General features: G+C 66.8%; 20 protein-coding genes. 4 read left to right on the forward strand and 16 right to left on the reverse strand.

Annotated elements, in window-relative coordinates; genetic code table 11:
• Positions 1 to 44: 44 nt before the first annotated feature.
• On the reverse strand, positions 45 to 1,511 hold the full coding sequence (locus FIU66_RS17075; protein WP_167624088.1) for a sodium:alanine symporter family protein: 1,467 nt from the start codon (positions 1,509 to 1,511) through the stop codon (positions 45 to 47).
• 203 nt (positions 1,512 to 1,714) lie between these two features.
• Here FIU66_RS17075 and FIU66_RS17080 point away from each other — a divergent pair, with 203 nt between their 5' ends.
• Genes FIU66_RS17080 through FIU66_RS17090 form a run of 3 tightly spaced genes read left to right on the forward strand, consistent with a single transcriptional unit; the run spans position 1,715 to position 4,873 of the window.
• The gene (locus FIU66_RS17080; protein WP_167624272.1) at positions 1,715 to 2,173 is read left to right on the forward strand and encodes a (2Fe-2S)-binding protein; all 459 of its coding nucleotides are present in this window, start codon (positions 1,715 to 1,717) and stop codon (positions 2,171 to 2,173) included.
• Positions 2,173 to 4,458: a xanthine dehydrogenase family protein molybdopterin-binding subunit gene (locus FIU66_RS17085; RefSeq protein ID WP_167624089.1), complete on the forward strand. Its 2,286-nt coding sequence runs from the start codon at positions 2,173 to 2,175 to the stop codon at positions 4,456 to 4,458. Before FIU66_RS17080 ends, FIU66_RS17085 begins: the two co-directional genes overlap by 1 nt.
• Positions 4,459 to 4,462: 4 nt before the next feature.
• Positions 4,463 to 4,873, forward strand: coding sequence for a hypothetical protein (locus FIU66_RS17090; protein ID WP_167624090.1), 411 nt, complete (start codon positions 4,463 to 4,465; stop codon positions 4,871 to 4,873).
• Between the two features lie 204 nt (positions 4,874 to 5,077).
• Here FIU66_RS17090 and FIU66_RS17095 read toward each other — a convergent pair whose 3' ends face one another.
• The 5 genes from FIU66_RS17095 to FIU66_RS17115 all read right to left on the reverse strand — a co-directional run bounded on the left by FIU66_RS17095 (position 5,078) and on the right by FIU66_RS17115 (position 13,500).
• Positions 5,078 to 5,551, reverse strand: a complete 474-nt coding sequence (locus tag FIU66_RS17095; protein ID WP_167624091.1) for an HXXEE domain-containing protein — start codon at positions 5,549 to 5,551, stop codon at positions 5,078 to 5,080.
• 72 nt (positions 5,552 to 5,623) lie between these two features.
• Complete coding sequence (locus FIU66_RS17100; protein WP_240544814.1) at positions 5,624 to 6,103, reverse strand: DUF992 domain-containing protein; 480 nt, start codon at positions 6,101 to 6,103, stop codon at positions 5,624 to 5,626.
• A 245-nt stretch (positions 6,104 to 6,348) separates the two neighbouring features.
• On the reverse strand, positions 6,349 to 12,336 hold the full coding sequence (locus FIU66_RS17105) for an autotransporter outer membrane beta-barrel domain-containing protein (RefSeq protein ID WP_167624092.1): 5,988 nt from the start codon (positions 12,334 to 12,336) through the stop codon (positions 6,349 to 6,351).
• A gap of 54 nt (positions 12,337 to 12,390) precedes the next feature.
• Positions 12,391 to 12,885: a DUF6622 family protein gene (locus FIU66_RS17110; protein ID WP_240544815.1), complete on the reverse strand. Its 495-nt coding sequence runs from the start codon at positions 12,883 to 12,885 to the stop codon at positions 12,391 to 12,393.
• A 111-nt stretch (positions 12,886 to 12,996) separates the two neighbouring features.
• The gene (locus FIU66_RS17115) at positions 12,997 to 13,500 is read right to left on the reverse strand and encodes a hypothetical protein (RefSeq protein WP_210254101.1); all 504 of its coding nucleotides are present in this window, start codon (positions 13,498 to 13,500) and stop codon (positions 12,997 to 12,999) included.
• A gap of 194 nt (positions 13,501 to 13,694) precedes the next feature.
• Between FIU66_RS17115 and FIU66_RS17120 the strand changes: the two genes are divergently transcribed.
• Positions 13,695 to 15,050, forward strand: a complete 1,356-nt coding sequence (locus FIU66_RS17120) for an MFS transporter (RefSeq protein ID WP_167624095.1) — start codon at positions 13,695 to 13,697, stop codon at positions 15,048 to 15,050.
• 1 nt (position 15,051) lies between these two features.
• Here FIU66_RS17120 and FIU66_RS17125 read toward each other — a convergent pair whose 3' ends face one another.
• The 10 genes from FIU66_RS17125 to FIU66_RS17170 form a co-directional block, all read right to left on the reverse strand.
• Positions 15,052 to 16,080 (reverse strand): helix-turn-helix domain-containing protein, encoded by a 1,029-nt coding sequence (locus tag FIU66_RS17125; RefSeq protein ID WP_167624096.1) that lies wholly within the window; start codon positions 16,078 to 16,080, stop codon positions 15,052 to 15,054.
• A 104-nt stretch (positions 16,081 to 16,184) separates the two neighbouring features.
• Positions 16,185 to 16,679: a DUF6790 family protein gene (locus tag FIU66_RS17130; RefSeq protein ID WP_167623880.1), complete on the reverse strand. Its 495-nt coding sequence runs from the start codon at positions 16,677 to 16,679 to the stop codon at positions 16,185 to 16,187.
• A gap of 184 nt (positions 16,680 to 16,863) precedes the next feature.
• The gene (locus tag FIU66_RS17135) at positions 16,864 to 17,877 is read right to left on the reverse strand and encodes an SIS domain-containing protein (RefSeq protein WP_167624097.1); all 1,014 of its coding nucleotides are present in this window, start codon (positions 17,875 to 17,877) and stop codon (positions 16,864 to 16,866) included.
• A 56-nt stretch (positions 17,878 to 17,933) separates the two neighbouring features.
• Positions 17,934 to 19,055: an ABC transporter ATP-binding protein gene (locus FIU66_RS17140; protein ID WP_167624098.1), complete on the reverse strand. Its 1,122-nt coding sequence runs from the start codon at positions 19,053 to 19,055 to the stop codon at positions 17,934 to 17,936.
• A 48-nt stretch (positions 19,056 to 19,103) separates the two neighbouring features.
• On the reverse strand, positions 19,104 to 20,513 hold the full coding sequence (locus FIU66_RS17145; protein WP_167624099.1) for an FAD-binding oxidoreductase: 1,410 nt from the start codon (positions 20,511 to 20,513) through the stop codon (positions 19,104 to 19,106).
• On the reverse strand, positions 20,510 to 21,364 hold the full coding sequence (locus FIU66_RS17150) for a PfkB family carbohydrate kinase (protein ID WP_240544816.1): 855 nt from the start codon (positions 21,362 to 21,364) through the stop codon (positions 20,510 to 20,512). The genes FIU66_RS17145 and FIU66_RS17150 overlap by 4 nt, the downstream gene beginning before the upstream one ends.
• Positions 21,361 to 22,227: a sugar phosphate isomerase/epimerase gene (locus FIU66_RS17155; protein ID WP_167624100.1), complete on the reverse strand. Its 867-nt coding sequence runs from the start codon at positions 22,225 to 22,227 to the stop codon at positions 21,361 to 21,363. The genes FIU66_RS17150 and FIU66_RS17155 overlap by 4 nt, the downstream gene beginning before the upstream one ends.
• On the reverse strand, positions 22,224 to 23,063 hold the full coding sequence (locus FIU66_RS17160; RefSeq protein WP_167624101.1) for a carbohydrate ABC transporter permease: 840 nt from the start codon (positions 23,061 to 23,063) through the stop codon (positions 22,224 to 22,226). Before FIU66_RS17160 ends, FIU66_RS17155 begins: the two co-directional genes overlap by 4 nt.
• A complete protein-coding gene (locus FIU66_RS17165) occupies positions 23,060 to 24,037 on the reverse strand; it encodes a carbohydrate ABC transporter permease (RefSeq protein ID WP_167624102.1) in 978 nt (325 codons plus the stop codon). Before FIU66_RS17165 ends, FIU66_RS17160 begins: the two co-directional genes overlap by 4 nt.
• Positions 24,038 to 24,043: 6 nt before the next feature.
• Positions 24,044 to 25,354, reverse strand: coding sequence for an ABC transporter substrate-binding protein (locus FIU66_RS17170; protein WP_167624103.1), 1,311 nt, complete (start codon positions 25,352 to 25,354; stop codon positions 24,044 to 24,046).
• Positions 25,355 to 25,488: the final 134 nt, after the last annotated feature.

Below are 25,488 nucleotides of genomic sequence, written 5' to 3' on the forward strand. Positions count from 1 at the left end.
AAAAGGGGCCGGTTCTCCGGCCCCTTTCTTATGTCGCATCACCCTTAGCGGTGGACGGAACGCTCGGACGCCTTCCAGTCCTCCCATCCCGGCTGGCCCCGCATAAAGGCCTCGATCTCGGCGCGGGACGCTTCCAGCTTGGGGTCGTGGCGCAGGTAATGGCGCGTCTCGCGCGCGATCAGGCCGGACAGGATCAGCAGCCCGATCAGGTTCGGGATCGCCATCAACCCGTTCATCACGTCCGAGAAGTTCCACACCACGCCCAGTTGCACCGTGCAGCCGAAGAAGACCACGGCGGAGAACAGCACCCGGAAGGGCATCACGCCACCGCGCCCGACCAGCCGTTCGACGTTGCGTTCGCCATAATAGGCCCAGCCGAGGATGGTGGAATAGGCGAACAGCACCAACCCGACCGTCACGATCCAGTGGCCCCACTGGCCGGGCAAGCCGTGGGTGAAGGCCTCGCCCGTCATGATCGCGGCCGAGATCTGCTGGCCGGTGGCCGGGTCGGTCTGGTTCCAGACGCCGGTCGTGATGATGACAAGCCCGGTGCAGGACACCACGATGATCGTGTCGATGAAGGTCTGCGTCATCGACACAAGCCCCTGCCGCACCGGATGCGTCGTCTGGGCCGAGGCCGCGGCGATGGCGGCCGAACCCATGCCGGATTCGTTGGAAAAGATCCCCCGCGCCACGCCGTATTGCACCGCGATCATGATGGTCGAACCCAGGAAGCCACCCACGGCCGAACTGCCGGTAAAGGCTTCGCTGAAGACGGTGGCAAAGGCTGCCGGAACGTCGCCGATATTCACGGCCAGGATATACAGCGCCCCCAGGACATAGAAAAGGATCATCGCCGGCACGAAGCCTGCCGTGACGCGGCCGATCGACTTGATGCCGCCCACCAGCACCACCAGCGTCATCGCCGCCAGCACCGCCCCCGTGACCCAGGTCGGCACGGCAAAGCTGCGTTCCAGGTTCGAGGCGATGGAATTGCCCTGCGTCATGTTGCCAATACCGAAGGACGCGCAGACGGCGAAGATCGCGAAGGCCAGCGCCAGGAACCGCCCGAAGCCACCCGGAATGCCGCGTTCCAGGTAATACTGCGGCCCGCCGGATTTCTCGCCGGCCGTGTCGGTGGTGCGGAAGCGCACGCCCAGGAAGGCTTCGGAATACTTCGAGGCCATTCCCAGAAGCGCCGTCACCCACATCCAGAACAGCGCGCCGGGACCCCCGATGCCGATCGCGGTCGCGACGCCCACGATGTTGCCGGTCCCGACCGTGGCGGCCATCGCCGTGGTCAGCGCCTGGAACTGCGAGATGTCGCCCTCGGCATCGTCGTCCTTGCGCTTGATCAAGCCCAACCGCAGCGCGGCCCCAAGGCGCAGGAACTGGATCCCGCCCAGCCGGAAGGTCAGGTAGATGCCCGTTCCCAGCAGCAGCGGGATCAGCATGAACGGCCCCCAGACGATGCCGCCTACCGTCCCCAGGAAGGATTCAATTTTGTCCATATTGGTGTATCTCCCCCAATTTGCGCGCAAAACACTGGCGCGGCCAGGGTTTGTCAAGCCAGCATCCTCGCCCGTCGCGCGAAATGGCGGGAACAGACTTTCGCTTTTGCCGTTATGGGGTGTTGTCCTGCCGATGTTTCGGGCGGGGCCAAGCGATGCCAGACGCGGCAGGTCATGCACCCGCCGCACCAGCAAGGGGGGACATCATGGATCTGACCGTGAACGGGCAGCCGCGCAGCTTCGAGGGAGAGGCAGAGATGCCGCTTCTGTGGTATCTGCGCGACGAATTGGGACTGACAGGAAGCAAGTTCGGCTGCGGCGCAGGCTATTGCGGGGCCTGCCTGGTCCATATCGACGGCGTCGCCAGCTTTTCCTGCGTGACCCCCATGTCGGTGGCCGAGGGCGCCGAGGTCGTCACGATCGAGGGCCTGTCCCCCGATGCCAGCCACCCTGTGCAGATCGCCTGGCGCGAATTGAACGTGGCCCAGTGCGGCTATTGCCAGACAGGCCAGATGATGCAGGCCGCGGCGCTTCTGGCGGAAAACCCCGATCCCACGGACGAGGACATCGACGCGGTGATGAGCCAGAACATCTGCCGCTGCGGCACCTATCCGCGCATCCGTGCCGCAATCAAGCGTGCCGCCGGGCAGGAGGCAGGCTGATGGCTGTTCTTGAAAACCTCAGCCGCCGCGCGGTCCTGCTGGGCATGGGCGCGGGTGCCCTGGTCCTGGCGGTCAACCTGCCCGCCCGCGCGCAGGACGCGCCGGAAGAGCCCCTGAAGTTCGGCGCCGATGCCATGCCGCATGGGTGGAAGGATGACCCGAACATCTTCGTGGCCATCGATCCCGACGGGACGGTGACTGTCACCGTGCATCGGTCCGAGATGGGCCAGGGGGTCCGCACCTCGATCGCCATGGCCGTCGCGGACGAGCTTGAGGCAGATTGGGCCCGCGTGAAAGTCGCGCAGGCGCCGGGGGACGAACCCACCTACGGCAACCAGGACACTGACGGATCGCGCAGCCTGCGCCATTTCTTCGACCCGATGCGCCGGGCGGGTGCCGCCGCGCGGCAGATGCTGCGCGAAGCCGCCGCCGCCGAATGGGGCGTCCCGGTCGAGGAGGTCACGGCCGAAAACCACATCCTGCGCCACGCGGCCTCGGGCCGCGAGGCGGGCTATGGCGACATGGCAACCCGCGCCGCCGAAGGCCCCGTCCCCGCACGCGAAGGTCTGGTCCTGAAATCGCCCGACCAGTTCCGCTATATCGGCCGCGACGACATCGGCCTGATCGACAACCCCGACATCGTCACCGGCGCCACGACCTATGGCATGGACGCCAAGGCCGAGGGGATGCTGTTCGCCGTCATCGCCCGCCCCCCCGTCGTGGGCGGCCGCGTCGCCAGCCACGACGACACCGAGGCGCTGAAGGTGCCGGGCGTGCAGCGGGTCGTGGTGATCGACGCCCCGCCCCAGCCGTCCGAGTTCCAGCCCCTGGGCGGCGTCGCGGTGATCGCCACCAATACCTGGGCCGCCATGCGCGGACGCGAGGCCTTGAGCATCGAATGGGAGGACGGCCCCCACGCCGCCTATGACAGCGAGGCCTTCCGGGCCGAACTGGAACAGGCCGCGCGCAGCACGGATGGCGTCGCGGTGCGCAACCAGGGCGACGCCCTGGCGGCGCTGCAGGAAGCCACGCGCACCTTCGAGGCCGAATACTACATTCCCCACTTGGCACAGGCGCCGATGGAGCCCCCGGCGGCGCTTGCAATGATCCGCGACGGCCGTTGCGACGTCTGGGCCTGCGTCCAGGCACCCCAGGTCACGCGCGTGCGGGTGGCCGAGAAGCTGGGTCTTGACCCCCAGAACGTCACCGTCAACGTGACGTTGCTGGGCGGCGGCTTCGGGCGCAAGTCCAAGCCTGATTTCGTGGTCGAGGCCGCAGTTCTCAGCCGCGAGATGGACGGCGCGCCCGTCAAGGTGGTCTGGACGCGCGAGGATGACCTGCACCACAGCTATTTCCACACCGTCTCTGCCGAGCATCTGAAGGCGGGCCTGGACGATAACGGCCGTCCCACGGCTTGGCTGCACCGCACGGCCGCGCCCACGATCGGGTCGATCTTCGCGCCGGACCCGAAGCAAAAGCTGCCCTTCGAGCTGGGCATGGGCCTGACCAACATGCCCTTGGACATCCCCAACGTCCGGGCCGAGAACCCGCAGGCGCAGGCCCATACCCGCATCGGCTGGTATCGGTCCGTGTCGAACATCCCCCATGCCTTCGCGATCCAGTCCTTTATCGCCGAACTGGCGCACGAGGCGGGTCGCGACCACCGCGACTATCTGCTGGAGGTGATCGGCCCTGCCCGCAGGATCGATCCGACTGAACAGGGCGACGTCTGGAACTATGGCGAGGATCCGGCCCGCTATCCCATCGACACGGGCCGGTTGCGCCGGGTGATCGAAGCCGCGACGGATGCGGCAGGCTGGGGCCGCGAGATGCCCGAGGGCAGCGGGCTGGGCCTTGCCGCCCATTACAGCTTCGTCACCTATGTCGCGGTCGTGGCCGAGACCGAGGTCAGCGACGGCAATGTCCTTATCCCCCGCGTCCATATCGCGGTCGATTGCGGCCCGCACGTGAACCCGGACCGGATTCGGTCACAGATGGAGGGGGCGGTGATCATGGGCGTGGGCCAGGCCCTGATGTCGCGGATCACCTTTGCCAACGGGCGTGCGCAGCAGGACAATTTCGACAGCTATCTGGTGCCGCGCATGGACAGTTCCCCGCGTGAAATCCACGTCCATCTGGTAGGCGGGGGGGACTATGGGCAACCGCTGGGCGGTGTGGGGGAACCCGGCCTGCCACCCGTGACGCCCGCCATCACCAACGCCATCTTCGCCGCCACCGGCAAGCGCATCCGCGCCCTGCCCGTGGCCGATCAGTTGCGCAGCTAGGAGCATGACGATGAAAACCTTTTCCCCAGCCCTGGCTGCAGCCTTTCTTGCCCTTGCCGGTCCGGCGGCCGCAGATTGCGGCCCCCACCTGGACCTGATGGACGAAGTGCTTGACCGGGCCTCGCGCGAATCCATCGCCGCGTCATCGGGCGGCCAAGGGGTTGCGGGCGCCCGTGAGGCCCGCGCCATGACCGAGACCGAGGCGCCGGGCGAGGACGAGACCGGGCTGGAAGCCGCAGAGGATCCCGAACCCCAACAAGCCCCCGGTCATGCCGCGCCCGCCGAGGCCGGGGCCCGCGTCCAGCAGCTTCGTGCCTCGGTTGACGAAGCCCGTGCCCAGGACGCCACCGCCTGCCGCGAAACGCTTGTGACCGCCTTGGCCGACCTGCTGGCCGATCAGCAGGAACAGGAATAGAAGCTGACCAGCATAGCCCCTGCAGCGAACTGCGGGCGCGCCTTGCACTGCCTCAAAGGCGCACCTGCTGACAACTGAGGGGCGGCGGAAAACCGTTTTCCTGCCGCCTCCGGTTCTGCAAAGTCAGGCAGGGCAGGATCGGCCCGGCCCTTCGGTCCGGCGTCCTTGTGAAGCGTGCCGCTCCATTGACGCCTCGACCATGCATCATGCATTGGCCGCGGCAGTGTGATGGCGGTGCCGGATCTTCAGCATCACGACGGGGAATGCCATCAACAGCGCGCCTCCGGCCAGGGCCGCCAGGCAGGTTCGCAGCCCGGCGGAACCTGTTGCCGTCGCGTTGCGGAAGACCTGAACGCCCAGCGGCAGGAACAGCAGCACGGCCGTCGCCGTGCCGGGAGAGTAAACTCGCGTGACGATGGTGGGAAGGACGTGGAAGAAGACCGCGTTGATCAGCATCAATGATGCGAAGACCAGCGGAACGGCAGGCAGGGCCAGTGCCACCTGCGCCTGCACGGCTCCAAGCACCAGCACGGCGGCATTGGTGACATAGAAGTCTGGCCAGCCGACGGGCAGCTTCAGGATGTCCTGCGCCCAATCGCGCCAGTTCATCTGGAACTCCTCGAGAGCGTGGAGCGCATAGGCGGCCAGGCAAAGCCAGGCAAGGACAGACAGGGACATGATCGTCTCCATGAAGGAATGAACCATCGGATGCAGCCCACCGGTCCCGAAGAAGCGGCGGGCCGGGCGGTGCTAGCCTTGATGCACAAGTGTCATCCGGGTCACGCCGCCCGCGATGTTGACGCCGGTCTGGCCCTCGACCGAGATCGGCTGGAGCGAGAAGGAACGGCGGTTCCCGCCGACCAGGACATTGGCCCCCATGCCCACGCCAAGTGAGGCATCCGCGCTGACGCCCAAGTATTCGCCGGCCAAGGCGCCCGTCGGCACGCCCGAGGTAGTCGCCGACACTACGCCCCAGACAAGCTGTCCAGCCTCGGTGGCGCCCAGTTCGATTCCCCATTCCTGCATCGTGCCCTCGTAGATGTCGCCGCGGCTGGAGCCATTGGCGCGGTATACGCAGCGCATGCTCTGCTTCTCGCGCAGGATATGGCCGATGCCGGAGGAAACGTCGCAAGACAGGACGCCCAGATGCGCCGACACGCGGGCATCCGCCACCGCGACCGTGCTGGCCGCGATCACCATTGCCGCAAGGATTGATTTCAGGATCTTCATTTTCGGTCATCCGTGATGATGTTGAAGGAAAGCCGGTCCAAGTCCGCTGGAGGGGCGCCAAGATCGGCAAGGGGATTGTGGTGGCGCCGCTAGGCCACGCCTTGGTTCTAGCAGAGAGCGTGCCCAGAGGCTTTGCCCCGGCGTCTCAAGGTTTTCGCATGACGTCTCAACCGGACGGCGTGCTGGCCCAGGGCAAGGGCCGGGAACCGGCCCCGCCTCGGCGGGACCGGGTTGGACGGCGGGCTTCAGAACCGGTAATCGACCCGGATCTCGGCTGTGTGGTTGTCATAGCCCGAGCCGAAGTCGCCCCGATACGCCGCCGAGAAGCTGGTATTGCCGGTCGTGACAAGTTCAGCTTCCAGACCGACCTTCAACAGCCGGTCGGGCAGCGCCGTGCGGGCCTCGAACGCGTCGACCCCCGAGGCAAGGCTTGCCGAAGGCGACCAGGCGTCGTCCGACATCAGCGCATATCCCAGGCTGCCCGTCAGCTTCAGGGTCGAGCCGCCGGACAGGGCCACGTCATGGCCCAACGCAATGCCCGGCGTCACGATCAGGGTGGTGTCGGAGGTCTTGCCGACGGACAGGTTGAAGGGGCTGGCCCCGCTTTCGGAAAAGCCGTCGGTGCGGACATGCAGCAGGCTTACGTCCAGGCGCGGCTCGACAAAGCCCCAGGAAAAGGCGCGGTGCCAGGCGGCCCGGCCGTGCAGGCCCGCGTGCCAGCTGTCCGTCGATCCGGTGGCCCGGCCGCCCAGGCCACCCAGGGCGATCTGGCGGTCGGTGTCGAACCAGCCGTGGCCGATCTCGGCCGCGCCCGACAAGCGCCAGTCGCCCTGGCTCCAGGTCAGGAAGCCGCCCAGCTGGACGCTGTCGCCGTCGACCTTGCCGACGCCCGTGCGATCCTCGGCCGACAGGTTCTCATAGCCGATCGCCCCGCCCACGGTCATGTTGTCCGCGATGGCCTGCGCCCCGCCGATGTGGAAGCCCCACGAGCGGGCCTCATAGCCGCCGGCGTCGGAATCGTCGTCCATCGTGGCCCGGCTGCCGGTCCATTTGCCCCATCCGCAGCGGCCCTGGGCGCCGACATCGCAGCCCGACCAGATGCCGTCGACGAACTGCTGGCTTGCGTGATAGCGGGTCGCCCCGATCAGCCCAAGCGCCTGGCCCGACAGCATGTCCAGCGTCGCCGCCGCATCTGCGGCATCGACCCCCGCCAGGGCGGCATAGCCATGATCCATCCGCACCCCGGCATCCCAAAGGTCTTCAAGATGGCTGGCGATGGCTTCGCGATTGTCGCCCATCCCTGCAGCCGCATCCCGCATGGCCGCCTGCGGCGTCACCGTCACCGAACCGCCGCCAAGGGCGACGCCATAGGTGAAGAAGGTGCCCTCGACCGTCTGGGCGCTTTCGCCAAGCTTCAGGTCGCCCCCGACGCGGGCGATCTCGACGCGACCCTTGCGCAAGGTGGTGGGGCGGATCGTGAACTCGCCGCCAAAGCTTGCATCGCCCGAGATGTCCAGCCGGTCGGCAGTGCCCTTGGCGAAGTCGGCCCCATGCACGAGCCGGCTGCCGCCCTTGCCGTCATAATTGCCCTCAAGCGCTGTCACCCGTGCCTTGTGGGTCAGATCCAGGGTGCCCCGGTTGGTCAGCGTGCCGCCGCCCAGCCTGATGGATTGGTAGGGCGTGATGGTGCCCGAGCCGTTGTTGGTGATGTTGCCGTTCCGCAGGTGGATGTTGCCGGCGATCTGGCCAAAGTTCTGGCCATTGAAGGTCGCGCCGCTGGAATAGACGGCGGTGCCCTGGTTCGTGTCATGGCTCAGGATATAGCCATAGTTCGTCAGGGTGTCCGGGCTGGCTGCGTTCTGGCTGCCGTCGACGATGTAGATGGCTGCCGCGTCGTCCTGGAACCCGTTGCCGCCTTTCACCGCGCCGCAGTTGTTGCCGTTGGAAAAGTCGCATCCGTCGCCGGCGCTGCCGACATTGATCTGGACCTGGTTGCCCGTGCCCGAGCCGCCGTTGTCCGCGCCGCCGGTCGACTGGGCCAGCACGCCGACCGAGGCCGCGCCCTGCGCATCGACGACACCCGCGACATTGACCGTCACAAGTCCTCCCGAGCCGGACCCGCCGCCCGAGCCGATATAGGCCGCGGCGTTGTTGGTGAACCAGCCGCCACCGCCTCCGACGGTCTGGGCCACAATGGCTGGGGCGTTGGGGCCGGTGGTCGTCACCCAGGCCCCGCGCGACACATCCACCGCGACGTCGCCGCCGTTGCCGGTCTGCTTGCTGCCGCTGCGGTTGATGCGAACCTTTTGCATGGTATGCCCCAGGTCGCCGGCGATCCCTCCGCCGCCGCCAACGGATTGGGCGAAGACGCCGAAGCTGCCCGCCCCGCCCGTCGTGATGTTGGCGCCCACGGTCACCCTTGTGGCATTAGACGGATCACCCGCCTGAACGCTGCCGGTCCGGCTTCCCGTGCCCATGAAGTCGGCCGCGGTCGAGCCGTTGGGCTTGCCGCCCTGCACCAGGCCCCCGCCCGCGGAAACGCTTTGCGCAAGAATGCCGACCGAGTTGTCCCCGCTGGTCGTGATCGTCCCCCCGGCCGAGGTGGTGACAATGGCCGGACCCGAGGGCCGGGACATGTTCGTCGAAGTTCCGCCCAGCTTGATGTTCGCCGCGAAATCCTTGGATGACTTGGTCGAGGCGGACCCGCCCGCGTTGTCCAGATCCGTGGCCAGCGCCTTGACCATGCCGCCACCGCCTGCGACCGATTGTGCGATGATGCCATAGCTGTCATGGCCGCGCGTCTCGATTGCGCCGGAACTTGTCACCTGCGCCGATTCCGACACGCCGTAATAGCCTTGGGCATTGCCGCCAAGCGCGATGTTGAGGGCGTAGGACTTCTTGCCGTCGCTGCCGGTCGAGGTCGCGGTGGACGCCCCCCCGATGCCGCCGCCGCCGCCGATGGACTGGGCGATGATGCCGTTCGCCAGGGCGCCGATGGTCACGACCTGGCCCGAATTGGTCACGAAGACCTGGCCGCCGTTGTCGCTGTTCACCCCCTTCTTCTTCCCATCGCCGCTGTTCGTGCTGCCGCCCACCGAGATCTGGCCGGAATAGTCGCCGCTGCTTGCCGTCGAGGCCGCGCCGCCCTTGCCGCCGCCGCCGCCGATGGACTGGACGACGATGGCATCCGAATGCTTGCCAAGGGTGGCGACATCCCCCTGGTTGTTCACCGTCATGACGCCACCCGCGCCGCCAAGGCCGCCGCTGCCGCCGACCCCCACGTTCACGGCAATCGACTTCGCATCGTTGTCGTCCTCCGTCTTGCCGCCGCTTTCGGCGGTCTCGTCGGCCGCATCGGCCAAGCCGTCGTCACCGACGCCGGTATCCGCATTGCCCAGGCCCTGGTTCACGGTGCCCAGAAGCTTCGTGATGTTGTCGTAACCGTCCATCGCCTTGTCGGCACCGTTGATGAAATTCTGAGCAATGGTGCCGAACAGGTTGTCCAGTTGGGGGGCCTGGCCATTAGACCCGTCATTGTTGGACTTGGCATCGGCCGAGGATGTTCCTGCCTTGCCGCCGGCCCCGCCGCCGCCGCCAATCGATTGCGCGAAGATCGCATGGGCATCAGCGCCAAAGGTCACGATCGAACCCTGGTTGGTCACCGTGGAATCCGACCCGCGGTAGAAGGTGTCGCCACCGTTTCCGCCCTTGCCGCCCACCATCACCGAGGCCTGGACGGTGCCTGAGTTCGAGGCGGCAGCGCCGCCGCCCTTGCCTCCACCGCCGCCTATGGTCTGCGCGGCGATCCCGTGCGACCCGTCGCCAAGCGTCGCGATGGCGCCGGTGTTGGTTGCAAAGACATTGCCGCCTTGACCGCCCGAACCGCCCGAGCCGCCAAGGGCGATGCTTGTCGATGCACTTTTGTCCGCGCCGGTGCTCGACTTGGAATCGCCCGCGCCGCCGCTGCCCCCGCCGCCGCCGATGGACTGCACGAGGATGCCGTCGGCCGCTTCGCCCGCGGTGAAGATGAGGCCGTCGTTCCGGGCCGTGACATCACCCCCCGTTCCGCCGCCGCCACCCGTCCCGCCATGGGCAATGCTGGCCGAAAAGTTGAAGCCGCCGCCCGACACGGTCGAGGCCCCTGCCGCGTCCCCGCCCGTGCCGCCGCCGCCGCCGATCGACTGGCCCAGGATCCCGATGCCGCCGCCGCCGCGCGTCGCGACCAGGCCCTGGCTGGAAAGCTTGACCGTCGAGCCGTTCCCGGCGTTCTGCCCCTTTCCGCCTGTCGACAGGGCCAGCGAGAAGCCCGGATATTCCCCGCCGGCCTTGGCCACGCTCTTGGCGCTCGACGCGCCTCCGGTGCCGCCGCCGCCGCCGATCGACTGGCCGAGGATCCCGAAGCTTTCCGAGCCCGAGGTGACGACGGCGCCACCGTTTACCAGGCCGCCGGCCGTGTTGACGGTGCCCGCGCTTCCCCCGTTGCCGCCGTCCCCGCCGACCGAGATCGACGCGCCATAGAAGCCGGAATAGGAACTGCCATAGCCTGCGCCGCCCGCGCCGCCGCCGCCGCCGATGGACTGCATCACGATGCCCGCCGCATGATCGCCCCGGGTGGTGACCGAGCCGCCGCTGCCCATTCCGGCAGATGCATCGCCGGCGCCGCCGCCATTTCCGCCGGTTCCGCCGATCACCATGTTGACGATCACGCCCGATGATTTGGTGGCATCGCCGCCTTTCCCGCCGCCGCCGCCGATGGATTGCGCCAAAAGCCCGGTCGATCCGAAGCCGTAGGTGTCGATCTTGGCCTGCTGCAAGGCGATGCTGGCGGTGCCGCCGTTCGACCCGTCGCCGCCATTGCCCCCGATCGCGAACCAGCCGTCCTTGGAATCCGGGCCGACGCCGCCGCCGCCGCCGATGGACTGGGCCACGACGGCTGCGTTGTTGTCGCCGGCCGCGCCGCTCTGCCCGGTCTGGACCACGGCGCCCGTGCCGTCGATCGCGGCATTGCCGGCCGCGCCGCCGGTGTTCCCGTCGCCGCTGATGGGGTTGAACCAGCTGCCGGAATGACCGCCCAGACCGCCCGCGCCGCCCAGCGACTGGACCAGCACGCCATAGCTTTGTGCCAGCCCCGACGTATAGGCGGTCCCGTTCAGATGGGCCGTGGCGTTTCCTGCCGCGCCCCCGGCGCCGGCCTTGCCCGCGGCCGATCCGCCGCCGCCGGTGCCGCCGGTCCCGCCGATCGACACGACGCCAAGCGCCGCGCCCCCCGGCCCGGTTGCAAGAACCTCGGCCCCCGATGCCAAGGTGGCCGTGGCATTCGACGCGTGCCCGGCATCGCCGCCATCGCCTCCCTGCCCGCCGACCGTGGTGTATCCCTTGCCGCCACTGCCGCCATTGCCCCCCTGGCTGACGACATAGGCGCCATAGTCATTCCCCGTGAAGGTGCCCCTCAGCGTGACGTCGATATCGCCGCCGTTGCCGCCTTGCCCCCCCGGGGTGCCATCCGGCTGCAGGCCGATGCCCGTGTCCTTCCCCAGGCCGCCGGTTCCGCCGACATTGGTGGCGTAAAGCGCGGCAGCCGAGGTGCTTGTCCAGGTTCCGCCGATGTCCAGCGTGACGGTGCCGCCATTGCCGCCACCGGCCGAGAACCCGTCGCTCGACCCGTCCGAGGCATAGGTCGCGATCCCGCCGCCGCCGCCATTGCCGCCGACCGACCAGATCGAGATGGCGTTCATCGGCGTGGTGCTGCCCAAGGACTTGCCCGAGGTATTCGGACCTACCGTCAGGCCGATCGACCCGCCGTTCTGGCCGGGCTTGCCGTTGCCGCCACGGTTGCGCCAGGAATCCACCGGGCCGGGATTGCCGTTGCCGCCATGCCCGCCGCTGCCGCCGGCCGAGGTGACCTGCAGCGGCGCCGTGACCCCGTCGGTGGCAAGGTCCATGATGTTGTCCAGCTGCAGCCCGAGGATGTCCCCGCCAGGTGTGCCATCGGTCCCGTCGTTGCCGGGATTGTCGCCGCTGCCGTCGGTTCCGTCCTTCCCGCTGGTCCCGCTTTCGTCGTAAAGGCAGGTGTTGCCCGGATCGCAGTTCTGGGCGCGGGCCGGGGCCAATCCGCCCGCCGCAATCAATGCGGTCGTGGCCAGAAGGATCGCCAGCAGGCTTTGCCGATGGCGCCGAAGCGCGGGCATGTCTGGATCGGCGGGGCGTTTGGTTGCGGTGTGATGCTTGGACATGATGTCTCCGTTCCCCCAGGGGGGTTGATGAAGGAATGATGGACTGTCGGTTCGTCAGGCGCCGAAGGCGCTGCGTGTTGTTCGATGGGCCAGGGCGTAGCGGGCGAACTTGCCGATGAAGATGCCGGTAAAGGCACCGCACAACAGCAGATCGGCAGCGCGGAAGCCCGCATGGTGCAGAAGTTGGGGCGAGGTCGCTGCGATGACGCCAAAGCTGTACTTGACCCCGAAGGTCACCAGCAGAAGCGGCAGCAAGGTCATGTCGGCAGGCCGGCTGATCATGCCGCTGGATGCGTCCGCCCGGATGTCGGCACGGGCCAGAAGCCGCCAGCCGATGACGCTTCCCAAGGCGATGCCTGCCAGCCACAAGGCGGCGGTGCCGGCTTCAAGGCCGTAAAGCCTTGCAAGATCCGCAAGGCCCCAGGCCGTGAAGATCGCCGGAACCACGGCTAGCTTTGCCAGACTGCTCCTGGCAGGCCGGCGGGCCTTGATCCCGCGATGGATCAGATAGGCCAGCAGCACCCATACCCAAAGAGGCGTCTGAACCATGAACTGTCGGAATATCTCGGACATGATGATCTCCAGGGAAGGTCTTCCATGTTCTAGCCGATTGCCGGCTTTCCGGCTTTGGCAGGGCGTCTCAAGTTTTTGCGCTGCGTCTCAATCTCGCGGAGCTGGCCCCGGCGGCGGGATCGGCGCGCGTCCCGCCGCCACGGCGTCGGGGATCACCATCTCGCCATGCATCACCATCGTCGCGTGAAACCGGCCAGGGGTCCCGGCAATCGGCCCCGCCTTCCATGTTCCGTGCCACCAGGCATCTTCGGGCGGCAGGAAGACCTGGATCGCAGGATCCGCAAGATCGCGGCCCAGCATCCTGCCAAGGCCCGGCGCCAGGCCGTAAAGCCGGGCGGCAATGGCGCCGGCCACCCCTGCCTGAAGGCCGGCTACCGGCTGCACAAGCTGGTCGGCCCCAAGACTGGCCCAGCAGAAATCCACCTGTTCCCCGCCCGGCATGACCGAAACCACCAAGGCGCCGTCCAGGGGCGAGCCTGACAGGTCATGACAGCCAAAGGGCGCTTCCACCGCCGCCAGATCCTGACCGCGCAGCAGGCACAGGAAGGACATCCCGTCCACCTGGACTACTGCGCAACTGCATTCGGCCATGATTCCCACGGGTGGCTCCTTCTCCAAGCCTGTCCTTCGACATTAGCGTGAAGGCCTGCCCATGGCTTTGGCAGGGCGTCTCAACATTTTGCGCTGCGTCTCAATCTGGCGGCCCTTGGGGGCAGGCCGTCGTTGACAGGTGACGGCCGAGACCCTTCAACTGCTTGGGGTGTATTCGGTCCAAAGGAGCCGCCTTGGCAGAGGACAAGACCTTGTCGGAAGGGGTGGCAGATCCGGTCCGCAATCCGGCGTCGCGGGTCTTCGTCGCCTCGCTGGTGGGAACGACGATCGAATACTACGACTTCTATATCTATGCGACTGCCGCGGTTCTGGTCTTTCCGCACCTGTTCTTTCCCGCGGGGGACGAGACCGCTTCGCTTCTGGCGTCGCTGGCGGTCTTCGGCGCCGGCATGGTCGCCCGCCCCGCCGGCGCGATCTGGTTCGGCCATCTAGGGGACCGCAAGGGCCGCAGGCTTGCGCTGACGGGATCACTGGTGCTGATGGGCGCGGCCACCTGCCTGATCGGGCTGCTGCCGGTCCACGATGTGATGGGTTGGTGGGCACCGTTGCTGCTGGTGATCCTGCGCATGGCGCAGGGCTTCGCGATCGGCGGCGAGTGGAGCGGCGCGGTCGTCGTTGCCACCGAAAACGCCCCGGCTGGTCAAAGGGGGACCTTCGGCACCTTCCCGCAACTGGGCGCCCCCTTCGGCTTCATCCTGGCCAACGGCGTTTTCCTTGCCCTGGGGACATGGCTTCCATCCGACGATCCAAGCCGGCCCTCGGATGCGTTCCTGCAATGGGGCTGGCGCCTGCCCTTCCTGCTGGCTGGGCTGTTGGCGATGATCGGGATCTGGGTGCGGTTGACGCTGGTCGAAAGCGAAGCCTTTCGCCGCAGCGAGGCAAGCGGCCGGATCCGCCCCCTGCCCCTGGGCAGCCTGTTCCGCGAATGCGGACCTGCGGTTGTCCTGGGAACCCTTTATACCCTGGCGACGACCGTCCTGTTCTTTTCCATGAGCACCTTTTCCCTGTCCTATGGCCGCGCCGCGCCCGATGCGCCGCTTCCCGGCCTGGGCTATGACTATACCAGCTTCCTGGCCCTTCTGATCCTTGGCGTCATGTTCTTTGCGGCGGCAACGGCGGTTTCGGGTCCGCTCAGCGACCGTTTCGGCCGCCGGCCGCTGATGCTGTGCGTGACGACCGCGATTGCGGTCTTTGGCCTGATCTGGGTGCCGCTGCTGTCGTCGGGCTTCTGGGGGCTGCTGATCTGGCTGATCACGGGCTTTGTGCTGATGGGCCTGACCTTCGGCCCGATCGGCGTCTTGTTGTCCGAACTGTTCCCCAGCCACCTGCGCTATACCGGGACCGGCATGGCCTATAACCTTGCCTCGATGCTGGGCGCTTCCACGGCGCCCTTTGTTATGATCGCGCTGTGGCGTGCCGGGGCCGGAAGCCCGGTCTGGGCGGGGCTTTACCTGTCGGGGGTGGCCCTGGTGACCCTTGCCGCCCTGCTTGTCGGGCAGGAAACCCGGCATGTCGACATCTTGGGCTAGGTCACTGAAGCTGGCGCAGGATCTCGGAAAAGGACAAGTCGTCGGTGCCGGCCCTGCCCCAGGCCGGGGCTGGTTCTCCGGGCTGGGTGTCGCGCGGTGCGTGGCCGAACAGGGCGCGAAAGGCGCGGCTCATCTGGCCCTGGCTTGAGAAGCCGTATTTCCAGGTCAACTGGCCAAGGTGATGGGGGCCGGGCCCGGTCAGTTCGGCCCGAAGACGGTGCAGCTTGCGTTCCTGGATATAGGCCGCAACGCCGCCAAGGGGCTGGAACAGCCGGTAAAGCGACGCCCGCGACATGGCAAATGTCGCCAGAAGCGTTTCCTGCCCAAGATCGGGGTCCAGAAGGTGCTTGTTGATATGGCGCAGGATCCGTTGCCTTTTGGCCATGTCCAGAACAGGGCGACCCGTTTCCGCTGTCAGCTGCGCCGGGGCGGCCGTCGCGGCTATCAGTTGAAGGGTCGCCCGGGTCACCGGCTCGGCATCGCGGGCCGCCAGGGACGGCAGTTTCCGGACCAGGGCCGCCAGGTGGTCCGCAACCAGTCCCGCCACCGGTCCTTCCGGCACAAAGCCATGAAGGTCGCGCGGCCCCGGCAGAAGGGCATCAAGCGTGTCCCGGGTCACGATGAACTGCATCAGGCGTCCGGTCCCGCAATCCGCCTCTTCCGCGCGGGCCAGGTCCGAAAAGATCATCTGCCCCTGCCGCACCAGCTTGCGCTGATCACGGGCCTGGTGCCGGATGATCGTGCCCTCCAAGGGCAGGAGGATGCGGTATTGGTCGATCTGCAGGCGCCGTGTGATCTTCTCGGTCCGCACCATCCTTCGTTCGGTGAAGAACCCGCCCGCGACCGCCAGATGCCCCAGCGACCAGGCCGAGACATCCGCCTCGAACCTTTTGGGAAGGGCGCCGTCGGGCAATTGCAGGTCATGGATCTGCTGCACGGTTTCGCGCCACATGTCGAACTTCTCGCCTTCGGCGACACCCTGCGTCGAGAAGCGCTTCACGGGAAGGGGCAAGGCTTGGTCACTCGTCATAAGAGCTCCCGCACAACCGCAGGCCGGCGGTGGCCGACCGGATGGTCTTGTGTTGTCGCAATTGCCTGCCTTCTGTCAATCCGCCACAGCACCGGGCTTGCGGATCATCGCGAATCCAGAAGCAGATAGCCCAATGCCACCGCCGCCACGAGAAGGTCGGTGACCATCGCCAGGTTCTGCGGGCGGGTTCGCGACCTCTCCGATCCGTGCCGCAGGCCGGCGAGGCCCAGGAACACAGCGCCCAGGAAGGCCGCCGGGGCTGTCCATGCCGGAACCACCAGGCTTGCGGTCGCAAGCAAGCCCATGGCGATGTTGGCGATCCCCAGTTCACGGACCAGTTTTTCGGCAGCGGGATCCGCGATCCCAAGGATGCCGGCCGCCGTCAGCGACGGACGCACAACCTGCGAGATCCCGGCCACCAGCAGACGGATGCCGATCCCCCAGAACACGAACCATGTCCCGGCAAGCGCGACGACATGGTCCCCGCTTCCTGCCGCCCGGAAGAACAGGACGAAGGCCACCGGAAGAACGACGGTCGTCGACAGAACGAAAATGTCATGCCCATGCCCCGTCCGGGCGTTGCTTTGTCCGATGCTCATTTGCAGCTCCACGGTTGCTGCCACTGTCCTAGCACGCCCGGCCACGCCGGTCTTTGGCCGGGCGTCTCAAGTTTTGTGCTGCCGTCTCAAGCTGCGGCACGGACAACGCGCCGTTAGGCAAACGATCATGGCCCCGCGCCGCCGGAAGGGGCGCGGGGCCGCGTGCTGACCTATGACCGCGGGATCAATAGGCGACGCGCTTGTAATACCTGCGCGTCACCAGCGGGTGGTCGCGCATTACCTCGAGATAGGCGCTCAGCCGCTCCATCAGGGTGGCCATGAAGGCGGGCGACAGAAGCGCGCGCAGTTCGGGCGACAGGTCGCGGGGGCAATAGTCGGCGGTGTTGATGACCGTCAGCTTGTCGGTATAGCGCTTGGCGAATTCCTCGACCCGGACGGCCAGGGGATCATAGGCATCCTCGCCGCGGAACAGGACCAGGCTCACGCCCGTGTCGATCAGTTCCAGCGGGCCATGGAAGAAGTCCGAGGCATGGACCGGCCGGGTGCGGATCCACTGCATCTCCTCGAGGATGCAGGTGGCATAGTACAGCGCCTCGGGCCACATGTTCCCTGCGCCGGTGAACATGTGATAGTCCGATCCGGCGATGATCTGGGCAAACTCCTCGGCGCGGGGCTCGAAAGCGGCCTTTGCCTGGACAAGCGCGGCGGGCACGGTCGCCAGTTCGGCCACCAGGGCGTCGTAGTTGGGCAGTTCGCCCTTGGCCTTCATCACGGACAAGGCCACCAGAAGCGACTGGAGGTAGAAGGATTCGGACGAGGTGTCGTCTTCGGCGAAATTGACCAATGCCGGATTGCCGCCAAGCCCCAGCGGCGTGTCGGCATGGCCGATCAGGGTGATGATCTTCGCGCCCACTTCCTTGACCTTGTTCAGCATCGCGACGCTTTCGCGGGTCGTTCCCGACAGCGAGGGCATGACCACGATGGACTTGTCCGTCAGGTTCGCGGACCCGGTCAACACCAGTTCGGCCGGGAAGTCCTTGAACACCGGAAAGCTGCTTTTGCGCTGCAGAAGCTGGACCGCCGGCTCCATCAGATAGGCGACGCCGCCTGTTCCCAGGAAGTAAAGGTTGCGGGCGCCGTCCGCGATGGCGGCGCCGATTTCGTGGTCGATGCGGGGCGCCAGATCGACGGCCCCCTTCTGGATGCGGAGAAAGCGGGCTTCGTCAAAGTTGAACATGTCGGTTCCTTCAGTTCAGATTGGGAAAGGTGGAAAGGGATGGCGGGACAGCCCGGTCATTCCGCGGGCACTGCGACCTTGTGCCCGGCTTCCGCTGGGCGGATCGCGTTTTCGTGCCGGTCGAAAAGATGAAGATTCGCGGCCTCGGCAGTCAGGCCGATGTCGCGGCCCGGGTGCAGGTCCAGGTGGCCCGGCAGCTTGGCGATCAGGGGCGCGGCAAGGCCGGGCAGGTCCAGATAGGTCAACTGAACCTCGCCCAGTTGCTCGACCAGGGAAATCGTCGCGCGGAACAGCGGGTCCGTGGAGCATGGCCGCAGATCCTCGGGGCGGATGCCCAGATGCACGCGCTGTCCCTGCATGGCCGCCTCGGTCGGAATGGGAACGGCAACCGTGAAGCCCGCATCCAGCTCGACGCGGGTGCCAGACCCCGTCCGGGCAAGCGTGCCCCCCAGGACGTTCATCGAGGGCGAGCCGATGAACTGGCCGACGAACAGGTTCGCGGGCCGACGGTACAACTCGACAGGCGATCCGACCTGCTCGATCCGGCCGTCCCGCAGGACCACGATCCGGTCGGCCAGGGTCATGGCTTCTACCTGGTCGTGCGTGACATAGATCATCGTGGCGCCGGGCATCGCCTGCTTCAGCTTCGCGATCTCGATCCGGGTGGCCACGCGCAGGGCCGCGTCCAGGTTCGACAGCGGCTCGTCGAAGAGAAACACCTTGGGGTCGCGCACGATGGCCCGCCCGATCGCCACACGCTGGCGCTGCCCCCCTGACAGCGCGCGGGGATAGCGGTCAAGATAGGGGGTCAACTGCAGGATCTCGGCGGCCTGCCGGATGCGGGCGGCGATCTGGTCCTTCCGGAAGCCTGCGATCTTCAGCCCGAAGGCCATGTTGTCGAACACGGTCATGTGCGGGTAAAGCGCATAGGACTGGAACACCATCGCGATGCCGCGCTGCGACGGGGCCACGTCGTTCATGAGCGCGCCGTCGATGCGGAACTCGCCCGAGCTGATATCCTCGAGCCCGGCGATGGCCCGCAGCAGCGTGGACTTGCCGCAGCCCGAGGGGCCTACGAAGACCACGAATTCGCCCGACCGGATGTCGAGATCTATGCCATGCAGCACCTCCACGGTGCCGTAGTTCTTGCGAATGTCTCTCAGCCTCAGTTCGGCCATCCCATTATCCTTCCTGTGGTGCCGGTTGCGCCTGTTGCCCCCGTGGGTTCAGCGGCCCGGCGTCATTTCCGACAGCCAGCGGACCAGCGGCCCGGCCCTGCGGTTCTGGATTTCAAGGTCGTTGCGGATGCGGATCGCGTGGCGCACCGCGCGCGCGCCCAGATAGCGGATCGGCTCGGGCGGAAGGGCGGTCCGGCGGGTCAGGCCGACAAGGCCGCTGCGGCTCCAGCGGTCGTCCTTGCCCAGGACCAGGCTGGCCAGGATCCGGCCGCCGACGGGGGTCTGCGCGATCCCGGTTCCGTTGTAGCCCACGCCGAAGAAGACGTTCGGGCAGCCGGAAAGCGTGCCGAAGACCGGCAGATGTTCGGCCATGCAGTCGATCGGCCCTGTCCAGTCATGGTCGATGCGCGCGTTCGCCAGTTCGGGATAGACGCGACCCAGTTCGCGGATGTTGTCGGCTGCGCCTTCGGGGCGGCGGTTGAAGGGGGCGCCGATCCTGCCGCCATAGGCGATCAGCCCGCTGCCCCGGCCGAAGATGACCCGCCCGCCCGGCGTGCGATGGTAATAAAGGACATGGGACTGGGCGTCGCAGATGGATTCGCCGCCGGTCCAGCCGATCCGGTCCAGCGTGGCGCCCACCGGCTCGGTCGCGACGATCTGGCTTTCGACGACATACATGTAGCGCCGCAGTTCCGGGATCGCGGATGCCCAGGCATTGGTGGCCAGCACCACCTTGGCCGCCCGCACCCGACCCCCGGGGCAGCGCAGGGTGCAGGGCTGGCCGGATTCGACCGCCAGCACGGGCGTCCCCTCGTGGACAGTCACGCCACGGGACAGGGCCAGCGTCCTGAGGCCCGTCGCCAGCTTGGCCGGATGCACGGTCCCGGCACGCGGTTCCACGATGCCTGTATAGGATGCGTCCGATCCCGTCCGCCTGCGGATCTCGGCCGCTGCCAAGGGCAGGAACGGGTTTGTCCCCGTCTTGTCGCACAAGGCCAGTGCCGCGCCCCAGGCCCCTTCCTGCGCGGTCGAGCTGGCGGTCCACATCCAGCCGTCCAGCCGCAGGTCCATGTCGATGGTGCCCGAGGCCTGCAGGGCCGCCAGCTCCTCGACCGCATCGGCTGTGGCGCGGCACAGTGCCAGGGCTTCGCCTTCGCCGACCAGACGGGTCAGCAGGTCAAGTTCGGCGTACCAGGTATGGACCTGACCGCCGTTGCGCCCCGAGGCACCCGCGCCGCACTGGTCGGCCTCGAGGATCGTGACCTTCAGGCCGGGGCTTTGCTCTTTCAGGCGCAGCGCGGTCCACAGGCCGGTGAAGCCCCCGCCGACAATGGCCACGTCGCAGTCGTGATCGCCCGCCAAGGGCTGTGTCGCCGGCTTTGCCCCGATGTCCTGAAGCCAGAACGATCGGTCCGCATCGGCGGCTATTGTCGGTTTCCAAAGACTGAAGACAGTCATTCCTGCACCTCTGCGGACGCGATGACATCGGCATATTTTTCAAGAAGCCAGGACGGGATGCGGCCCAGCGTCTGGGGATAGCCCGCCTCGTGAAGGCAGGTCGCGGCGGCGGCGGCGGTAGCTTCCAGAAGCGCATCGTCGTCCGGCAGGCCCTTCAGCCATGCCGCCAGGAACGAAGCTATGAAGCTGTCGCCCGCCCCGCAGGTGTCGACCGGATCGACGACCCAGGCCGCGACATGGCGGACGCCGACACCGTCGTCCAGATAGGCGCCCCTGCTGCCGCAGGTCATGATCGTGCGCCGCGCGCCGCGCCTGCGGAAGGCGGCCAGGATCGGCTCGACCGGGATGTCGGCCCGTTCCGGACCCGAGGCGAAGGCCAGCGGAACCCCGTCCAGGGGCAGCGCGTCATGCCGGGTAGAAAGGTCGACGCTGAAGGGCCGACCAGACCGCACCAGATCCTGGACCAGGGAAACCGGGGTGTTGGTGCCCAGATGCACCCAGTCCGCCGCCATCATCAGGGACTTGCGCCCGGGTTCCGGGACATAGCCCAGGCCGACGCCCAGATCCTCGAGCAGGAAGCGCCGGTCGCCCCCCTGCTCTTGCAGCAGGGTCACGGCGGTGCTGCCGTCGCGCCGTTCCACATCTGCGGGATCAAGCCCCGCCTGCCCAAGAGCGGCCAGGATGATGTCGCCTTCGGCATCCTTTCCGACGACTCCGAGATAGCGGGCCGCCAGACCCAGCCGGCGCCACTGGACCGCGACGTTCAGCGCGTTGCCGCCCACTGCCATGTGACCCTTGGACAGATACACGTCCAGGCAGTTGTCGCCCACGGCGATCAGGTCAAGCGTCACGTCAACGCCTCCACGGGTTCAAGATGGGGCGCGATGGCCAGCATGTTCCTTGTCCAGGCGGCGACCGGATCGAGGGCATAGCTGCCGTCGCCGAAGGGTTCGAAGGTCAGCGTGCCGCGATAACCGGCCTGCGCCAGGTCGTCCAACCAGGACAGGACCGGCAGGCTGCCGTCGCCCAGGACCAGGTGACCCGCCGGCGTGCCGTCCACCACATGGACATGGGCCAGCCTGTCGCCGAACAGCGAAAGGTAATCGGCCACCGTATCCCCCGCGCAGGCCATGGCCACGGTATCCAGCACCACGTCCACCTTGTCCGACCCGACCATCTCCAGCAGGCGGCGCAGATCCTGCGCGCTGTGGGCGATGTTGCTTTCGCGGCGCTGCAACGGCTCCAGCAGGCAGCGCAGGCCTTGGTCGGCGGCATGGTCGGCGATCATCCGCAGGGCTTGGGCCGACCGGTCCCACGCCCGCTGGGGCGGCTCGTTCTCGAAGCCGCGGCCGGGGGTCAGGAACAGGTACTGCCCGCCAAGCCGCGCGCAGATGTCGGCTGCCCGGCGGAACAGGTCGATGCTGGCCTGCCGGTAGGCGTCGTCGCCCGAGGCGATGTTGACGGGATAGACCACCTGTTCCGGCGTCAGGCAGTGCAGGCGCAGGCCGCTGTCGTCGAGGATCCGGGCGATTCCGTCGATGCGGGCATCGTCGGCCCGGAACAGGTCCAGATGCGGCGCGATGCCCCACAGCTCGATCCGGGTCATCCCGAAGCCGCGCATGGCCTCGGCCGCCTCGGACAGGGGAAGGTGCTGGAAGCCGAAGTTGGCGCCGATCAGCTGATCGGCCGAAAGGCGACGAGAAGGCGGGTTCATTTGCCGATCCCTTCGGTCAGGCCGCGGATGAAATACCGCTGCGTCAGGAAGAAGATGATGACGATGGGCAGGGCCGAGATCGTCATGGCTGCGAAGACCTGTGCGAAGTCCGTGCCTTGCTTGGACATCATCGAGGTGAGGCCGACCGGCAGCGTCTGCACCGACGGGTTGTTGGTGAAGATCATCGCGAAAAGATATTCGTTCCAGGCGAACAGGATGTGCAGGACGATGCAGGACATGATGATCGGGCGGCACAGCGGCAGGATGATCCGGCGGAAGATCTGCCCCGGATTCGCGCCGTCCATCATCGCCGCCTCGTCCAAGTCGCGCGGCAGATCCAGCATGTAGGCGCGGATCAGGAAGGTGGTGAAGGGCACCCGGAACGCCGTGTAGAGGATGATCAGCGCCCAGTGGGTGTCATAGAGGCCAAGCGATTGCAGCATCCGCACCAGGGGCACAAGGGCGACGGTCGGGCTCAGCATCATGCCGCCCAGGACGATGGCGGTGACCAGCGGCTTGGCGGGCATCGGCGTGCGGGTCAGGCCGAAGGCGGCCCAAGCGCTGATGAAGACGGTCGTGACGGTCGAGACCACCGTGATCAGCAGGCTGGAGACCATGTAGCCCTGGACGCCCTGCCATGCGGACAGGTAGTTCGCGAAGGACCATTGCAAGGGCAGCGCGAAGGGCTGTTCGAAGATCTGGCTGTTGGACTTGAAGCCGCCAAGGGCCATCCACAGCAGCGGATAGACGACGACCACGCCGACCGACAGCAGAAGCGCCCAAAGGAAAGCCTGGCTCATGCCGGCCCAGAAACTGCGCGAGGACGCCGCCGTCATGCCTGAACCCTCCGCCGCTGGGTCAGCCAGAGCTGCGCCGAGGCTGCCAGCATCGTGACCGCGAATACGACCGAGGCGATGGCCGCCGCATAGCCCATGTCGTTCTGGATGAAGCCCTGCTGGTAAAGCCATGTGCCAAGCACCTGGCTTGAGTTGTTCGGGCCGCCGCCGGTCATCACCATCACCTCGTTGAAGACCTGGAAGGCGCCGGTGATGGTCACGATGATCATCATGCCCGTCATCTCGCGCGTCAGGGGAAAGGTGATGTTCCAAAGCTGCCGCAGCGGACCTGCGCCATCCATGCGCGCGGCGTCATAAAGCTCGCGCGGGATTTTCTGGATGGCGATGGTGAACAGCAGCGTCGAATAGCCGAAGCCTTGCCACTGGCTCATCGCGATGATGGCATAGATCGCAGTGCCTTCGTCGCCCAGCCAGACCCGCGACAGATGCTCGAACCCGAGGCCCGTCAGAAGTCCGTCGAGGATGCCGATGTTCGGCTGGTAGATGAAATAGAACAACAGGCCCGTGACCGTGGTCGAGATGGCCGAGGGCACGAAATAAACCGCGCGCCAGAAATTGCGCCAGCGGGTGGACCGCAGCCCTTCGATGATCGAGGCCAGGCAGAAGGCTCCGAAGACTTGGAACAGGATCGACAGCAGGGCATAGGCCGTGTTGTTCCACAGCGCCGTCAGCACGACCGGATCGTCGGCCAGCCTGCGATAGTTGTCCAGCCCGACATGCGTCACCTCGCCGGTGAAGATGTCCTGGTTGGTGGTGCTGACCAGGAAGTTGTCGACGATCGGGTAATAGACGAACCAGCCGACGATGATCAGCGCCAGGGCGATCCAGCGAAGCGCAAGCAGCCTGCCTGCCAGCTTTCGCGGTTCAAGCCGCCTTCTCTGCGGGATCGCGAGGCGGGGGGCGGCAGCGCCCGCGACGCTGCCGTTCCGAATGATCTGAGAGGTGGCGGCCATGATTCTTCAGCCCGCCGCAGCCGCGGCGTCCCGGACCTGGGTCACGACGTCCTCGGCCGACATGGTGCCGCCGATGAAGGCCTGCAGGCCGGACAGCCATGCAGCCGCGACGCGCGGATGGTTCACGGTGTCGAGCCATTGCATGAGATACGAGGCCTCGGCGATGCTCTGCAGCCCCTCCACCACGGCGGGGCTCATCTGCGCGGGGTCGCTGCCGCCGACCACCGCGCTTGGCTGACCGAAGGGCGGCGCCGAAAGCAGCTTGGCATTGTCCACGGTCGTCACGAACTTCATGAAGTCCAGGGCCAGCGGCACATTGGCCGAGGCGGTGCTGATCATGTATCCCTCGGGCGCGCCTTCCAGGGCCTTGGGATCGCCCGCCGCATCCTTCGGGGCGGGCAAGGGGAAGAACCCGAAATCCTGGGGCTGCAGCTTGGTCTTGGCCGAGGCCGCGTTGTCGAACTCGATGATCTCCTGGTAGTACATGGCCGAGCGGCCGTCGCTGAGATCCTGGATGGCGTTCTGATAGGACACCCCGTTCACGCCCGCGCCAATGGTGCAGCGTTCCAGGATCTGGCCGAACTGGTCCAATGCCGCGACATAGCCCGGATGGTCGTATTGGGCCGTTGCGGGATCGAAGTCGCGTTCAAGCACGTCGCGCGGGACGTTGTAGGCCAGAAGCTGGCCCAGATAGTGGATCCCCGGCCATGCTTCCTTGTTGCCGAACGAGATGGGGGTGATGCCCGCGTCCCTGATCGTGTCGCAGGCGGCGAGCATCGCCTCGAGATCCTGGGGTTCGGCGATTCCAAGATCGGCGAAGATCGTCTTGTTATAGCCCATGAACTTGGCGTCGAGATAAAGCGGGATGCCATAGTTCTTGCCGTCATAGACAAAGGCGTCCACGGCGGCGGGCGCGAAGGTCTTTCCCCAGTCGCTATCGGCGCCGACGACCGGCGTCAGATCCACGGCCCGCTTGCCGCGGATGAAGTTTCCGCCCCAGGTGCCGGTCCAAGAAAAGAAGATGTCCGGGACCGAATTCGAGGCAACGAGGGTCTTGGTCTTGCCCTTGATGCTGTCGTCGTCTTCCTGGATCAGCTCGATGGTGACGCCGGGGTTCTTTTCTTCATATTGCCGGGCCAGCGTTTCGAAATAGGGCGCCAGGCGCTGCATCCCGAACTTGGTCAGGACAGTAAGTTGCCCCTCGTGCTGGGCCGGGGCCGAGGGATCGGCAATCTCGGTCTGCGCCGCCGCCATTGCACATCCCAAGGCCGAGGTAGCGGCGAAGATTGCCGTCATGGACCGTAATGACCGTTGCATCCTGATTCTCCACTGTTGCGTTGTTGCCCGGTTTTCCCGGTGTTCTAGCGTCTTGAGCCGTCCAAGACGGGCGCTCCGGAAAACCTTCCGGAACCTGTTTATTCTGATTCTGATACCGATCTCACAGATCGACG

The sequence above is a fragment of the Paracoccus sp. AK26 genome (assembly GCF_011801365.1).
GTDB lineage: Bacteria > Pseudomonadota > Alphaproteobacteria > Rhodobacterales > Rhodobacteraceae > Paracoccus > Paracoccus aerius.